The organism is Nonomuraea muscovyensis (genome assembly GCF_014207745.1).
GTDB lineage: Bacteria > Actinomycetota > Actinomycetes > Streptosporangiales > Streptosporangiaceae > Nonomuraea > Nonomuraea muscovyensis.
This window is the reverse complement of record NZ_JACHJB010000003.1, coordinates 324,329-337,955: the sequence shown is the minus strand read 5'-3', so window position 1 is coordinate 337,955 and position 13,627 is coordinate 324,329. Positions and strand designations below refer to the sequence as shown.

Below are 13,627 nucleotides of genomic sequence, written 5' to 3'. Positions count from 1 at the left end.
ACCCGCTCCATTTTCCCGACCTCCGTTCGTGACGAGGTCAGCCGAACCAAGGCTGCGCCAGCAGCACCACTCGATCGGCCTCGACATCGAACCCGAGTACCGGATCGCTCCGATCCCAGTCCCCCTCTGGCGACATCATCACCGGCTTGCCCAGCCGCCGCCCGATCGTCGTGATGAACTCGCACAGGATGTCCAGCCGCTCCTGTCCCTGAAGCTCTCGCAGGTCGACATCGAAGTCGATCCCGTTGTCCTCCAGGAACCGGAAGATCGCCAGTACATCAGGCGCAGGCCAAACGCGAAGCTCCGGGCACTCGGCATCCACAGGTCGGGATAGCACCTGCTCGGCGCGGGGCAACGACATGACGACGTCGCCTTCGCGATACTCGCTTCTCCAGCCATGGGTTTCGATCAAATCGAGGACCATTTGCCAGTCCTCAACCGAGGTGTCCGTAATCCAGACCTCCGGCAGCCTCCCCATAAGGTCAGGATCGAAGAAGCTCCTGACCTTATCCCACACCAATTCCGACACCCCGCCATGCTGCCCGCTGATGCGAGCCACCGCACCTCGCGCAGATCGAGCCATCATGATCGCGTGCCAGATGCTTGCCAGAACAGACGGGGAACCGCGGTCACCCACGGACAACCGGCCCGCCCTGACCTGCACACCCGTTTCCCCAGCTCAGCACGGCAAGATCAGCAGCCGGTTCCCAAGCTGACAGCGCGGGTTCGATTCCCGTCACCCGTTCCACCCGAAAGGCCCAGGTCAGGAACATGATTCCGACCCCGGCCTTGATCGTTCCTGGTGCGGTTTCGATACCTTGCGATGTCGAACGCCGCTCCGGTGAGATCAGCTCGCCTCCCGCAGCGGCTGGAACCGGACGCTCAGCCGCATCTCCAGAGCCTCCGCCAGCCGCTCCAGCATCGGAATGGTGGGCATCGTCCCGCCCGCTTCAAATCGCGCCACCGCCGGCTGCTTCAGCCCCGTGCGTTCGGCCAGCTCCGCCTGAGTCAGCCCGAGTTGCTCACGCCGCAGCCGCACCGCCTCGCCCAGCTCGAACCGGATCCTGGCCGCCTCGTATGCCGCTCCGGCACCGGGGCGGCTCATGATCTCAGCCTTCTTGTCCGCCCAGGCTCTGCGCTCCCCCATGCCGCTCACTCCTCATCTACGGTGTGGGCCTCAGCGATGCACCGCTGCATGGCCCGCCACGCACGCTCGATCTCGGCGGACTCTCGCATCCGCTGCTTGCGGAACACCGTCAGCATGATGATCCGCCGCCCCGGAGCGATCCAGTAGGTGATCCGTACCGACTCCCGGTGCAGATGGAACCGCAGCTCCCGGAGCTTGCCGCGGAGTTGACGAGTGTAGGGCTCGTCGAGCAGGACACCACGCTCGCTCAGCAGATCGACGTAGAACGCCGCCGTCTCCTGATCCTCCTGATCGAGCGTGTCAAACCACTCCTCGACCTCCGGCTCCAGTTCCACCTCTCCCCAGTTCATAACACGGACGTTATAGTGAGAGCAAGAGCCGGGTCTCGCGAACGTGAAACCGGGCTTCTCTGGTGATCAATCCTTCCCCGTGGGAGCATCTGCGGCCACGCACGGGATCACTAGGCCATTGGCGGGCCATTAGACAGGGTGACGAGGGGACAACCACGGTCACTCACGACCGGCCGAACGCCCAGCTCACGCGCCTCACAAGGCACGAGCCATGCACTTCCCAAGCTGACAGCGCGGGTTCGATTCCCGTCACCCGCTCTCAGAGTGAAGGCCCAGGTCAGGAAAGATTCCCAATCCGGGCCTTGATTGTTTCCGGAGACTTTCCGATCTTCCGTGCAACCGGCGTGCAACTAGCTCACGGGAGCGAGCACGCCTGCCGAGCCCTCGTCGTCCTCGTCGTCGGCCCTGCCGATGTGCCGGTCGATCGCGTCCGTGATCGCTTTGTCGGCACCACGTACGGCGTGCTGGTAGATCATCGCGGCGCGTACGTTGTCGTGTCCCATCCGGGCCATCAGGTCCTTGAGCCCCGCGCCCGACTCGGCCGCCAGCATGTTTCCCGTGTGACGAAGATCATGGAAGTGCTGGCCGGGCATGCCCACGTCCCTCACCACGTCCACCCAGCGCGTACGAGTGTTGAAGCCGCTACGACGAAGCGGCCCGCCCTTCGCCCCGGGGAAGAGCAGCGCGCCCGGTTCGTTGCCGACGTAGGTGTTCAGGTGCTCTCGCAGCGCGGGGATGATCGCCTGCGGGATGCCGACCACGCGCCGCCCCGCCTTGGACTTCGGAGGCCCGAGAACCAGCTCACCCGTGGAACGCTCGACGAAGGCCGCCCGGACCCGAACCGTCGCCCCTCCAGGTCGAGGTCACTACGGCGGAGCGCGCTCATCTCACCCCATCGCAGGCTCGCGAAGGTAGCGAGGAGGACCAGGGCGCGGAACCGGCGATTCTGGGTGCTGTCGGCCCGGCCGGCCATCCCCATCGCCCACAGCGCCCGCTCGGCATCGCCCCTGCCGGCGAAGACCTCGGGATGCGTGCGCATCTCGCCGTGCTGCTGGAACCGGAGCCGGTAGGCACCGTTCTTGAGCTTGCGAACGTTTCCGACCGGGCGACGGCCGACGCGGTCGGCCAGCTCGAAGACCTGGGCAACGGTGAGCACGGGGCGTTCCTCGGGATGCTCGTCGCCGGCCCCGCGAATGCGGCACGGGTTGCGCGGGATGATGCGGTCTTCCTCGGCCGCCGTCATCAGCACGGCCCGCAGCAGCCGGTACGCCTTGGCCGCCATCGACACCGAGACGCCGTTGCCGAGCAAGTCCGCTCGCCACTGCCGGATCATCGCCGTGGACAGCTTCCCGAGCTGAGCCGCGCCCAGGTACGGGGTGATGTGCTTGTTGAGCAGCCACGTATAGAGATCAACAGTGCGCGGACGCAGCCCAGGGCGCTGTGAGATCCAGGTCTCGGTGTAGCCCCGGGCGTGCGGCCTGGGGGCCGGTCCCGGACGGCAGCGGGACACCGGGCCGGCCACCGCACGCCGGCCCCGCCGTACCAGCCGAACGCACCGACCAGGATTGCCGCGCCGCCGCGCAGATGCAGTCCTACGATCGCCATTGCATGGCTGGACGCCGTACGTGCTCGGGGGCGATCGACGATCCAGGGTTCGTTCCTCACCCTGGCTCACCGAGCAGCGTGGTTGATCTCTTGGAGGGCACGATGAGCGGCATGCCGAAGGATCCGCCTGAGCCGATGAAGCATCACTTGCGTCAGCGCATGAATGACCACGCTCGTTCGCGCTGGCAGTTGTCCGGGGTCGACGTGCATTTCCGTGGCGGATTCGCTTATGTCGAGGCGCGTCTGCACGGCGGTGCCCACGCGCGATTGTGCCGCCTGGGCTTTAAAGGCCTCCTGCACACCTGGGGCTTCGCGATTTACCTTCCTGACGAGGGCATCTATCAGGACAGTCTCCTGCCGAGTGGCCATCCTTCAGGCACGCCCGAGGAAGCTCTCGACTGTGCGTGCGCCTTCCAGTTCACTGCCCCCGACGCTCACACCACACCACCACCGCCCTCAACGAACCGAGGCGACGCAGGACTAGGCAGGAACGTCTGATCCACAGGGCTTAGCTTCTCCGGGGCGTCCGGCGGACCCGTGCAATATGCGTGCAATGATCTTGCTAGTGGTGGCGCTCTGGCAGGGAGGACCCGCAGGTCCAGAGCATTGAGTTGAGAGGAACAGGCACGAGCTGTAAAGCCGTACCTACGGCCTTACACTCAGGTGCTATGGCGATCGACACGTCGGGTGATCTCTGGCGGGGTGAGAACTTCGAGGATCTTGCCGACTTTCTCCGCGAGTACCGGCCGGGCGGCTACGCCGTCGAGCGGGTGAGTGAGGCAGCGTGCGCTGGATGCGCCGGTAAGAGTTTCAACGTCATGGCCGATGACGTTGAAGGATGCGTACAACGTGTCTGTGTCGTATGCGGGGACGCCTCCTTTATTGCTGACAGTGCCGACTGCATGGATGAGGCCGGCCTTGGTGAATGTGCCTGCCCATGTGGGGGCGAGAAGTTCGCTGTAGCAGTTGGGTTCGCATTCCGCGGTGACGGTGAAGTCCGCTGGGTCAGCGTTGGCTTGCGCTGCCTGGAAGACGGAAACCTGGGCGTATACGCAGATTGGAAGATCGACTACAGTCCCACAGCTCACCTGTTGGAACTGACCTGACCTCGTTAGATGGGACTGCGGCGTGCCCGTTGCTTTCTACCGCGCCTACGGGCCCAATGCCACCACGCAGGGACCCGCGTTCGGCGAAGTGAAGAAGGAAGCGGTCGAAGGCGTCCGCTACGCCCTTCAGGCGCTGCCGGCCGGGGCACAGCCGATGAGGGTGCTCATCCCCGAAATTCACAGATACGCCGGTCGACACCAACGAGGGTGATGTGAAGTTCGCCGCAGCACATACGGTCTGGCAGGCGCTCGGGCATGAACCCGAACACCGGCCATGGATCAGAGAGGATGACGTGGTGGTCTTTCCCGAATGACCGCCTCCTGCGGAAGCGCTCCAACTCCGGGATGACCGCGCCAAGGATGTTCCTGGTATCACCGATCTGTCAGTGGCCGAGGCAGGGCAGGGTACCGGCCGCGCCGCCGAGGGCGACCTTCTGCCCGGCGACCATGATGACGCCGCTGTTGCTGGCGACCCGCTGCACGGTGATCGGCTCGATCGAGGGCCGAGGCGGCGGACCGGCCGGCCGCGCGTCTCGCAAGTGCCGCACCCGGTCCCAGCCGATCGGATTGGGACGGGTGCGCAGCAACTCCCGCGTGTCGGGGTCGAAGAACATCAGGATGTGTTCCTCGATCCGGACGGTGACCCGACGGCCGTTGAGAATCTCGGCCGCCGGCACGATGCGTCCGGCCAGGCTGACCGTGCCGGAGCGGCTGACCGTCCGGTCGACCTCCACGGGTGTGCTCACCACCGCCGGCCTGTGAGTGGCTGGGGTAGGGGCCTGCTCATCCCGTCCGCCGTCGACCACAAGCTGAGCGGACCAGGGCCAGGCGGGCGAGGAACGCGCGGGCCGTGCATTGCGCTCCTGGCTGATGCCAAGAGGCACATAATCACCCGTGCTCCCTCCTCCGCTACGGTGTCATCGCTGGCTCAATCCCAATAGTTGAACATCAGTTCGCCGAGGGTCTCGGGCTTCCAATAGGCGATCTGTCGGCGTTCTGCACCGTCGAGGTACGAGGTGTCGATCAAGTCGATAGGGGTCTCCAGTTCACTTCTCGTCAGAAGACGGAAGGTGCCCGAAGATGTCAACGCCACCTCAAGATCACTCCAGTCGTCGACGAAGACCACGTGACCTACCGGAACCCGAGCGAGCGCGATGTACGGCAAGTGCATATGCCCGAGCACTGCGGCGCTCAGCTCTCCACTCCTGATCACGGCCGTGTGGAAGTCCGGTGTGACCCCAGGCGGCGTGATCTCCAGAACCCTGCCGCGCACAAGTCGGGCCGCCTGGTGACAGACGGAGGCGAAGACTCGCGGATCCATCGATGGAAGCTGTTCCGTTCCCTGATCTCGGAACCCTGTAGCACCTCGTGGCGGGCGAATCACGCCGGATCCTCGTTCGATCGGCATCGACGCTCCCGGTTGCCAGTTCATGGATGACCTCAGCATAAGGATCCGGTTCGTGTCAGGGTCTCCATCGCTGTGGGCATCGTCGGGCCGTTGGACAGGGTGACGAGGGGTCAGTCACGGTTACTCACGACCGGTCGAACGCCCAGATCAGCCGCCCGACGAGCCGTGATCGATGCACTTCCCAAGTTGACAGCGCGGGTTCGATTCCCGTCACCCGCTTCACTTCATACTGTGACAGGCCTACCTCTCATGTGTGCGTGAAGGTTGTCACCCTTCCTCTGTAGTCTCTAGAGGACAAGGAAGGAGCGGGTATGACCGCGCAACCGCAGGACTTCATCTCCATCGGCGCGCCTCTGCCTGAGAAGAACCTGCGGGCCATCCGTGCCGCGCTGGTCGTCCCAGAAGATCGCGAGGCTTTCGACGTCGGGCTCAAGGCCGTGCTCGACGAGGTCAGGGTGAGTTTGGATCTTGGAGCGCTGAACGCTTTCATGCACCGCTGGTGGATCTCCGCGTGTGACACCGCAAAGGATCCGGAGGGGCGCCGTCAGATGCACGTCCGCTCCCAGCAGGCTCTGGCCGGCGAACCCGTTCCTCATGGGAGGCCATGGCGGGAAATCCTGGCTGCTCGTGGGATCGATGTCTGAGTGTTCAAGCTCATCATCGATCCCGTAGCCGAGGAACAGATCGCCGCGCTACCTGATCACGCACTGCATCCGCTCGCGAATCTGTTCGCGCTGCTGGAGATCGCGCCTTGGAGCGGAGACCCGTACAACTCCGCGCATCCCCGGGCGAACATGCTTACGCACCCGTTCGGAGAGCGCGGCCTTGCCACGTACGTGGTCCTGGACCCGCAGCGCGAGGTCTACCTTGTCCGCATTGAATGGCCGTAAGCCCGTGCCCGCTGCGTGCCCGTTCTCGTAGCGACCAGCGGGAAGTCACGGGGACTCACGGTCACTCGACCGGCACATGCCCAGGTCACCCTTCTCCCAGGGCACACGGCGTGATCTTGAACGGCTTCCCAAGCTGACAGCGCGGGTTCGATTCCCGTCACCCGCTCCATACACGAAGGCCCAGGTAGGGAGAGAATCCCGACCTGGGCCTTGATCATTTCTGTGGTCTTTTCGATCTTCCGTGTTACCGGCGTGCAACCAGCCCACGGAGCGAGCATGCCTGCCGAGCCCTCGTCGTCCTCGTCGTCGGTCCTGCCGATGTGCCGGTCGATCGCGTCCGTGATCGCTTTGCCGGCACCCCGTACGGCGTGCTGATAGATCATCGCGGCGCGTACGTTGTCGTGCCCCATCCGGGCCATCAGGTCCTTGAGCCCCGCCCCCGACTCGGCCGCCAGCATGTTCCCCCTGTGACGAAGATCATGGAAGTGCAGGCCAGGCATGCCCATGTCCCTCACCCCGTCCACTCAGCGCGTACGGGTGTTGAACCCGCTACGACGAAGCGGCCCGCCCTTGGATGCCCCTGGAATCCTCTCCGATTCTGTTGCTGGGTCAGCCTGCGTAACAGCCCGCCATCACACTCCGCCGTCTAGTGAACTCGCTCCCCCCGTTGAACTCGCCACATATCCGGCAGGTGGACATTCCCATATAGGCCATCCACGGCATGCCGTGCTGAAGGTACGAAATGACGAGATCCCGTCTTCTCATCCCACCCCCCATCCACAAGCGCCGCTGGGTGCGGCCAACCTGGCTCAGCGTCGCTTCGCCAATAGCCGATCTGACGTAGATCCATCGAGCTCTCCATTCCTGCCGGTAGGCCACGCACGATATGCCCCCGGCGGGGACTGGGGCTCCAGGATGTTCGCCAGATCCAAGAGCGGGGCTCGTGAGTGACTGAGATGGAAGCCTGATCATCCCGATTCCCGTCGCCCGCTCCACACACGAAGGCCCAGGTCAGGGAGAAATTCCCGACCGGGCGGTGGAGGTGATCGACGATCCGGCGCTTCGTTCCTCAGCGCCGGATCACCGGATAGCTGGTCTCCTCCGGTCGCGTGGCCCCGGTTTGTGGCACTGTCGGTCAAAAATGGACCGCGCATCGTCGGTAGCTGCTCAAGCCCCGAGCCACCTCAGGGCGTCACAGGGGTTCCCTGGATCAGCACACATTGACTCTTTGTATCCGCTACTTTACTCTCCGTAGAGATTGCATGACTCGGAAAGCAAAGGATCGCAATGCGGATCTCCCGTACCCTCTCAGTCGCCGTAGCAGGAGCCCTTACGGTTGGCGGCGCGTTCACCGCCCCCCTGTCCGTCGACGCCGCCACACCCGGATCCCTGCACAGCACCAAATCCGCGACCATGGCCAGGGCAAATTTCACCGTCATCACGGAAGTTCAGAACGCAATGGACCATCCAGCATGGATTTATATCGGAGAGAACAACTCCTGGTTCGGTCCAATCGATGCCCATAGCACAAAAACCAGCGACATACGGGTTCCCTGGGTCGGCAACGCAGACGAGATGTCGAAGAGCATCAGAGTCCACAAGGAGGGCCTTACCTGTCCGTCTAGCGAACCTTGCCGCCCACATAAATTTCATCTCTACTACGTCTTTCAAGATTACTGGCAGCCAAACGACCAGGTCAAGTACACCGGTAACGGCATCTACGACTATGCCCAGCCCATACCTGGCCCCAGCACCGACGGCGGCAATAAGCGTCTCATCATCGCCCCCGACCGGCCATACATGTAGCAACGCGATAAGCCGGGCAGGACGGCGGTGTCCTGAAGAGATCTAGACCTTGGGCCGTCTGTGGGCCGTCCGGAAGCGACCAACGATGGCGGACGACGACCAGACCTGATGGCTTGCAAACGAGGTCAACGCGCTGAACATGCGGGTGCCGCAGGTCCTGCCATCTGGAGATCCCTCCCTGAAGAAGCTGGGCCGCCTGAGCGTAGGCATTGGCCGGCGTGCCCGTTGCGTGCCCGTACGGTCGGCGATCGGCGGGGATTCACGGCGACTCTCGGTCACTCGACCCGCATATGCCGAGGTCAGCGCTTTCGCAGCTCAGTGAGCATGATCTTGAAAGACTTCCCAAGCTGACAGCGCGGGTTCGATTCCCGTCACCCGCTCTCAGAGCGAGAGCCCCGGTAGACCGATGGACTCGGTGCCTGGGCTTTGGTCTTGTCAGGGCTCATTGATCTCCGCGTGCCGCTAGATCCGCGATCGCTCGACCGGGGCGAGTACACCAGGCGGTTTATCTCGTCGTCTTCCGGTGCCCGTTCATGCCCGATCGGGTGCTGCTCGATCGCCGCCGTGATCACCTTGCCGGCACTTCTGACAGCCTGTTGATAGCTCGGCGATCAGGAAATCTACACGGAGGCACGGAGACCCGGCGACTACGTGATCTGGCTGAGCAGAGTGCGAAGCACAGCTCAGACCTTGATGACGATGACGTCTCCGCGGCACAGGGCAGTGAGGTCATCAGGGTCGGAGGTGAGGATCGTGACGGGGCCAGGGGCGGCGAGGGCGGTGGCGCTGAGCATGGCATCGATGGCGTACCTGTGCCCGTGCAGGCCGACGTCGGACAGGAGCGTGGCGGCGTGGCGGGCGATCTGTTCGGTGACCGGTTCGACGACAAGACGGGACAGTGTCCATTCCAGGGCCGGCCGGTTGATGCGGGGGGTGGACCACCTCGACGAGGGTGGCGGCGGAGGTGATGACGCGGAGGTCGTCGGCTCGGGCGAGGGCGAGCCATGCGGTGACCGTGCGGTCGCGCTGAACGGCCTTGGCCACTGCCTCGCTGGCGAGGACGAGGGTGCCGCCGGGGCGGCGAGAGAACGGGTCACGCGGCGCCCGCCCCACCGTCCTGCCGGGCCTGGTGGAGCTGGTCGCGCAGTGCTTGGACCTCGTCGTCGGTGATGGGGCCGTGCTCGGCCTCGGCGACCTGGATGAGTTCGTTGAGGTTGTCGCGCTCGATCTGGCGGGCGACGGCGACGGCGGCGGCGGCGACGTAGGCGGACAGGAAGGGCCGCTCCGGGTCCGGGCGGCCTCCGCGATGTCGCGCGGCATAGTGATCGAGACTTGCCAGTAGGCTCGCTCGTGCCCTCTATCCTCCCCTTCGTGGAGGTGACCGCGTGGTCGCGCCGGGGACCGCCGCCGGTGATGCTGACGTCCACGCGCGTCCGGGAAGCTTCGAACCAGACTCCGGACGCGACTCCTGCCCGAGGGTTGCTTCCACGGGAGTGGTGGGCCTGGTCACAGGCGTGGCATCGGGAAATGGAGACGGCCACCGCGTGATCCTTCGAGTAGCAAAGATCAAGATTCGAAGGAGAACCAGGCGATGGCCGTACCCAACAGTGTGACGCCCGCGCAGTGGCTGGCGCGGCGGATCGAGACCGGCGACCCGGATCTGTTGCGATCCATGGTGAAGACCATGGCCGCGACGTTGATGTCGGCCGAAGCCGACAGCCTGTGCTCTGTCGAGTCCGCGCGACAGCGCCGGTCAACCGTCGGACGTCATGGCCTGCGGGCCCACGCACGGATGTGCGACACGTCCGTGACCTCCCATTCCGGCTCCTCCTTGAGGACGAAGCGGCGGAGGAACTCGAGCGTGAACTGGGACACAAGCCGGGTGACCCGCTCTCCGTCCGCGGAGCCGAGACGGTCGAGGTGCCGCTTGCCGGGAATCAGGGTCAGGTCGGTGAAGTCGCGGTGCATCGTGCCCTTGATCTTGATCCGGACGATGTCCTCGCGCAGGCCCATATCGGCGAAGTCCTCGTAGAAGAAGTCGTTGTAGTAGTACTGGTCGGCTGCCCCCTCGCGGTAGTCCGCGACGTTGGCCTGGTCGGCGGAGAGCGCGAGGATCGGCACGCGGGACGGACGGCCGAACAGGTCGCTCCCGTAGTGCACCCCGTCGAGGTTGACGGCGGCGCGGGCCCGCGGATCGGCGTGAGCCGCGCTCACGGCGGCCGACCCTCCGAGGGACATGCCGGCGTAGGCCAACCTCGACAGGTCGCAAGCGGCCACGAGGTCGTCTGCCGGCGCGCCTTGGAGCGCGTCGGCGACCGCGATCATGCGGTCGCGCCAGTCCCTGGCGACGGAGACCACTTCGCCGGTCGCCCACAACTCGTTGAACCACGCGAAGCGGGCGTCGATGTCATTGCCCGCCCGCATGAAACGCTCGATCCGGGCGAAGAGGTCAGCGGCGGCGCTCAGGAACGTCTGGTCGGTGTCGAGCGTCGATCCGTCGGGGCGGGCGGCGAACCCGCCGCCCCGTTGGAGCACGCTGACGACCACGAATCCGTGTGAGGCGAGTTCCTCCATGAGCGCGGTGTTCTGGGCGGGATACAGGTCCGCGCCGTGGGAGAACACGATCACCGGGTGGCGTCCCGGCAGGACCGGTGCGTCGGCGTGACTGTTCGTGGTCGCGTCGGAGAGGAGGGCCGTGGACGTCGCCGCGTCCCAGCCCGGATTGCGCCGGGCCGTCCACGCGAGGAGGAGTTCTCGCTCGGGCCCGACCGCGTAGGCGCGCGGCGGAGTGGCGGTCCCGGCGGGCGCCGGATACCACGCCCGGGTCAGGAGCTGGGAACCGAGCTCCAGATCCCGGACTCCGACGGCGTGCGTACCCGTGGGCGTCGGCAGCCGGATCATCGGCCTCTCCTCACGCAGTCGAAGACGGAGGTCACGTAGGCGATGCTCTGCCGCGTGCCGATGACGCCCGGGGTGTTCGCGTTGTCCATCCTGTTCATCACGTAGGCGATGGTCAGGTTGCGGTCGAGGTCGTTGACGACTATCGAGCCACCCCATCCGCCCCAGAAACAGATCTTGGATTCGGGCAGGTAGGGCAGCACCTCGGGCATGGTCAGGCCGAAGCCGACACCGAACCGCCGCGGCGCGCCGAGTACGAGGTCGACCCCGCTGGCCTGCTCGTCGAAGATCAGCTCGATCGTCTCCGGGCTCAGCAGGCGGTGACCCCGCGCGACGCCGCCGTGCGAAATCGCCGACTGGATGAGGGCGAGTGCGCGAGCGTTCGTGTGCCCGTTGCCCGAGCCGATGTCCGCGGCGCGCCACTCGTCGGTCCAGCTCGCGGCGGCGTCGGGGGCCGGCGAGGTCAACGCCCTGAACGTCACACCGGCGGGATCGAGCGCCGTGAGGTCGACCGGCCGTGGCGGCGGGGGGACGACGTCGGCGACCCGGCCGTAGTCCGCGCGTGGCACGCCGATGCTGAAGTCGGCGTCCAGCGCGGAGGCGATGTCGTGGGCGACGAACTCCTTGAGCGAGCGGCCGGTGATCCGGCGGAGCACCTCGCCGACAAGGTGGCCCTGGCTGAGCGCGTGGTAGCCGGAGGCGGTGCCGGGCTCCCACCAGGGCGCCTGGGCCGCGAGCCGCGCGGTGGAACGGTCCCAGTCGTAGAGGTCGTCGAGCGTGACCGGCTGGTCCCAGGCCGGAAGCCCGGAGGTGTGGGCCAGGAGGTGCCGGACCTCTATGTCCTGTTTGCCGGCAGCGGCGAACTCCGGCCAGTAGGTCGCGACCTTCTCTCGCACGTCGAGCAGGCCGCGGTCGACGAGCATCAGCGCGGCGAGCGCCATCACGGTCTTGGTCGAGGACCACACACAGGTGATGGTGTCCTCGGCCCACGGTGTCGTCCTGGCCTCGTCCGTCCAGCCACCCCAGATGTCGACGACCAGTTCGCCCTCGTGCACGACGGCGATCGACGCACCGAGTTCGCCGTCCGAGTCGAGCCGCCCGGCGAACTCTTCGGCGAGCCGCGCGAACCTGCTCGTGTACGTGCCTCCGAGGTCAGCCACGGTCCGCTCCTCGTGGGTCCGTCAGCCAGATCAGGCCGTCGCCGAGGCGGCTCCGCCACCATGTCTCGTCGTGGCCTCCGGCGAACTCACGGTAGACGTAGTCGTAGCCCTTGAGGGTGAGCACGTCGCGAAAGTGCCTGCTGGCGTGGATCTGGTGCGGAGTCGCGGGCGGCGGTCCCGTCTCGAACGCCCCGACGTCCTGGTAGATCCGGATCGGGGCCCGCTCCGCCCGCGTGTACTCCCCGATGATGGCGGGCGTCCTGGACCTGGCGCCGATCGCGCGAGGGCCGGAGCCGGCGAGCTGGAAGTACTCCCGCAGGGTGTCCGGATCCCACCAGACCGACCCCGAAAGCATGAGCACGTTGCCGAAGACCTCCGGGTGCCGCAGACCGGTGTAGGCCGCGCACAGTCCGCCCAGGCTGCAGCCGGCGATGACGGTTCTGGCCGGATCGGCGGTCAGGCGGTACGCCTCCCGCGCCCACGGCAGCAGTCCCTCGGCGAGGAAGCGGGAGAAGTCCGCGTCGCACGTCAGCTCGGCGTTACGGTCGAGCTGCCCGACGAGGATCGCCGCTGTGGGTTCGATCCGACCGTCGGCGTGCAGATTGTCCAGGACCGTCACGGCGCTGTGCTGGGCGTGACCGTCGAGGACCACCAGGACGCCGAGCGGGTCGGCGAGGTGGTCGTAGCCCGGCGGCGTGTACACCCACACCTCCCGGCCGTCGCCGAGGACCGCACCGGTCACGGTCCCGCGGGGCGTGTCCGGCCGCCGGTCGGCCCAGGAGAGCGGCTCGGCACCGGGACAGACCAGGACCGACTCCGGGGAGCCGAGCACGCTGTAGTCGTGCGGTTCGCGCACGCGAGCGTGCTCGTCGCCGATCCGCTCACTGCCGGACCCGGCGAAGACCTCGAAGTGGTAGGTCGTCCGCACATCCGACTTCACCGGCCACGTGGCGAACCACGTGGAGGTGCCCGGCGCCAGGGACAGGGCGCGGGCCTCCGGAGGGAGCGAACTGACCGCCTCGTTCACGACGACCCGCTCGACCGGCCGGTCGGCGTACCAGAGGAAGGTCACCAGGCACGCGTCCGGATCATCCGGATGGGGCTCGATCAGCGGTGTGCCGACCGATCGCAGGTCGGCCCACAGTGCCGCCTCGGCCGCGAGTGGGTCGTCCGACTCCAGCAGAGCCCTGATGCGCGGGCCGTCTTCCATACCGTGCCAGCCTCTCCTGGTCGTGACGCCTTCCGACTCCACGAACC

16 protein-coding genes are annotated in these 13,627 nt (G+C 66.1%); 6 read left to right on the top strand and 10 right to left on the bottom strand.

Annotated features, from left to right (window positions below; translation table 11 throughout):
- Positions 1 to 37 precede the first annotated feature (37 nt).
- The 5 genes from FHU36_RS33195 to FHU36_RS33175 all read right to left on the bottom strand — a co-directional run bounded on the left by FHU36_RS33195 (position 38) and on the right by FHU36_RS33175 (position 3,007).
- Positions 38 to 559 carry a hypothetical protein gene (locus tag FHU36_RS33195; RefSeq protein ID WP_312892012.1) on the bottom strand — a complete coding sequence of 174 codons (522 nt, stop codon included), beginning with the start codon at positions 557 to 559 and terminating at the stop codon, positions 38 to 40.
- A gap of 288 nt (positions 560 to 847) precedes the next feature.
- Positions 848 to 1,147, bottom strand: coding sequence for a helix-turn-helix domain-containing protein (locus tag FHU36_RS33190; RefSeq protein ID WP_185088044.1), 300 nt, complete (start codon positions 1,145 to 1,147; stop codon positions 848 to 850).
- A 5-nt stretch (positions 1,148 to 1,152) separates the two neighbouring features.
- Positions 1,153 to 1,497, bottom strand: coding sequence for a type II toxin-antitoxin system RelE/ParE family toxin (locus tag FHU36_RS33185; protein WP_185088043.1), 345 nt, complete (start codon positions 1,495 to 1,497; stop codon positions 1,153 to 1,155).
- A gap of 350 nt (positions 1,498 to 1,847) precedes the next feature.
- Positions 1,848 to 2,258 (bottom strand): tyrosine-type recombinase/integrase, encoded by a 411-nt coding sequence (locus tag FHU36_RS33180; protein WP_185088042.1) that lies wholly within the window; start codon positions 2,256 to 2,258, stop codon positions 1,848 to 1,850.
- Positions 2,210 to 3,007 carry a tyrosine-type recombinase/integrase gene (locus FHU36_RS33175; RefSeq protein WP_221497066.1) on the bottom strand — a complete coding sequence of 266 codons (798 nt, stop codon included), beginning with the start codon at positions 3,005 to 3,007 and terminating at the stop codon, positions 2,210 to 2,212. Before FHU36_RS33175 ends, FHU36_RS33180 begins: the two co-directional genes overlap by 49 nt.
- 197 nt (positions 3,008 to 3,204) lie before the next feature.
- On the opposite strand from FHU36_RS33175, the gene FHU36_RS33170 reads away from it, so the two are divergent.
- The gene (locus tag FHU36_RS33170) at positions 3,205 to 3,600 is read left to right on the top strand and encodes a hypothetical protein (RefSeq protein ID WP_185088041.1); all 396 of its coding nucleotides are present in this window, start codon (positions 3,205 to 3,207) and stop codon (positions 3,598 to 3,600) included.
- A gap of 170 nt (positions 3,601 to 3,770) precedes the next feature.
- A complete protein-coding gene (locus FHU36_RS33165; protein ID WP_185088040.1) occupies positions 3,771 to 4,208 on the top strand; it encodes a hypothetical protein in 438 nt (145 codons plus the stop codon).
- A 383-nt stretch (positions 4,209 to 4,591) separates the two neighbouring features.
- Here the strand turns inward: FHU36_RS33165 and FHU36_RS33160 are convergent, their stop codons facing one another.
- Both FHU36_RS33160 and FHU36_RS33155 read right to left on the bottom strand, forming a co-directional pair.
- The gene (locus tag FHU36_RS33160; RefSeq protein ID WP_185088039.1) at positions 4,592 to 4,954 is read right to left on the bottom strand and encodes a hypothetical protein; all 363 of its coding nucleotides are present in this window, start codon (positions 4,952 to 4,954) and stop codon (positions 4,592 to 4,594) included.
- 182 nt (positions 4,955 to 5,136) lie between these two features.
- Positions 5,137 to 5,640: a hypothetical protein gene (locus tag FHU36_RS33155; RefSeq protein ID WP_185088038.1), complete on the bottom strand. Its 504-nt coding sequence runs from the start codon at positions 5,638 to 5,640 to the stop codon at positions 5,137 to 5,139.
- Positions 5,641 to 5,927: 287 nt separating this feature from the next.
- On the opposite strand from FHU36_RS33155, the gene FHU36_RS33150 reads away from it, so the two are divergent.
- The 4 genes from FHU36_RS33150 to FHU36_RS33130 all read left to right on the top strand — a co-directional run bounded on the left by FHU36_RS33150 (position 5,928) and on the right by FHU36_RS33130 (position 9,654).
- The gene (locus FHU36_RS33150; protein WP_185088037.1) at positions 5,928 to 6,260 is read left to right on the top strand and encodes a DUF6247 family protein; all 333 of its coding nucleotides are present in this window, start codon (positions 5,928 to 5,930) and stop codon (positions 6,258 to 6,260) included.
- Complete coding sequence (locus FHU36_RS33145; RefSeq protein WP_185088036.1) at positions 6,261 to 6,506, top strand: hypothetical protein; 246 nt, start codon at positions 6,261 to 6,263, stop codon at positions 6,504 to 6,506.
- 1,287 nt (positions 6,507 to 7,793) lie between these two features.
- Positions 7,794 to 8,312 (top strand): hypothetical protein, encoded by a 519-nt coding sequence (locus tag FHU36_RS33140; protein ID WP_185088035.1) that lies wholly within the window; start codon positions 7,794 to 7,796, stop codon positions 8,310 to 8,312.
- 1,129 nt (positions 8,313 to 9,441) lie between these two features.
- Positions 9,442 to 9,654 carry a hypothetical protein gene (locus tag FHU36_RS33130; RefSeq protein WP_185088034.1) on the top strand — a complete coding sequence of 71 codons (213 nt, stop codon included), beginning with the start codon at positions 9,442 to 9,444 and terminating at the stop codon, positions 9,652 to 9,654.
- A gap of 425 nt (positions 9,655 to 10,079) precedes the next feature.
- Here FHU36_RS33130 and FHU36_RS33125 read toward each other — a convergent pair whose 3' ends face one another.
- Genes FHU36_RS33125 through FHU36_RS33115 form a run of 3 tightly spaced genes read right to left on the bottom strand, consistent with a single transcriptional unit; the run spans position 10,080 to position 13,580 of the window.
- Positions 10,080 to 11,213, bottom strand: a complete 1,134-nt coding sequence (locus FHU36_RS33125; RefSeq protein WP_185088033.1) for an alpha/beta hydrolase — start codon at positions 11,211 to 11,213, stop codon at positions 10,080 to 10,082.
- Entirely contained in the window at positions 11,210 to 12,370 is a 1,161-nt protein-coding gene (locus FHU36_RS33120) for a serine hydrolase domain-containing protein (RefSeq protein ID WP_185088032.1), read from the bottom strand. The genes FHU36_RS33125 and FHU36_RS33120 overlap by 4 nt, the downstream gene beginning before the upstream one ends.
- Positions 12,363 to 13,580, bottom strand: a complete 1,218-nt coding sequence (locus FHU36_RS33115) for an alpha/beta hydrolase-fold protein (RefSeq protein ID WP_185088031.1) — start codon at positions 13,578 to 13,580, stop codon at positions 12,363 to 12,365. The genes FHU36_RS33120 and FHU36_RS33115 overlap by 8 nt, the downstream gene beginning before the upstream one ends.
- Positions 13,581 to 13,627 lie beyond the last annotated feature (47 nt).

Excerpts from the sequence above, each read along its gene's own strand:
- FHU36_RS33190 (WP_185088044.1), bottom strand. The coding sequence starts at position 1,147 with ATGGGGGAGCGCAGAGCCTGGGCGGACAAGAAGGCTGAGATCATGAGC.
- FHU36_RS33185 (WP_185088043.1), bottom strand. The coding sequence starts at position 1,497 with ATGAACTGGGGAGAGGTGGAACTGGAGCCGGAGGTCGAGGAGTGGTTT.
- FHU36_RS33170 (WP_185088041.1), top strand. The coding sequence starts at position 3,205 with ATGAGCGGCATGCCGAAGGATCCGCCTGAGCCGATGAAGCATCACTTG.
- FHU36_RS33165 (WP_185088040.1), top strand. The coding sequence starts at position 3,771 with ATGGCGATCGACACGTCGGGTGATCTCTGGCGGGGTGAGAACTTCGAG.
- FHU36_RS33155 (WP_185088038.1), bottom strand. The coding sequence starts at position 5,640 with ATGAACTGGCAACCGGGAGCGTCGATGCCGATCGAACGAGGATCCGGC.
- FHU36_RS33150 (WP_185088037.1), top strand. The coding sequence starts at position 5,928 with ATGACCGCGCAACCGCAGGACTTCATCTCCATCGGCGCGCCTCTGCCT.
- FHU36_RS33140 (WP_185088035.1), top strand. The coding sequence starts at position 7,794 with ATGCGGATCTCCCGTACCCTCTCAGTCGCCGTAGCAGGAGCCCTTACG.
- FHU36_RS33125 (WP_185088033.1), bottom strand. The coding sequence starts at position 11,213 with ATGATCCGGCTGCCGACGCCCACGGGTACGCACGCCGTCGGAGTCCGG.
- FHU36_RS33115 (WP_185088031.1), bottom strand. The coding sequence starts at position 13,580 with ATGGAAGACGGCCCGCGCATCAGGGCTCTGCTGGAGTCGGACGACCCA.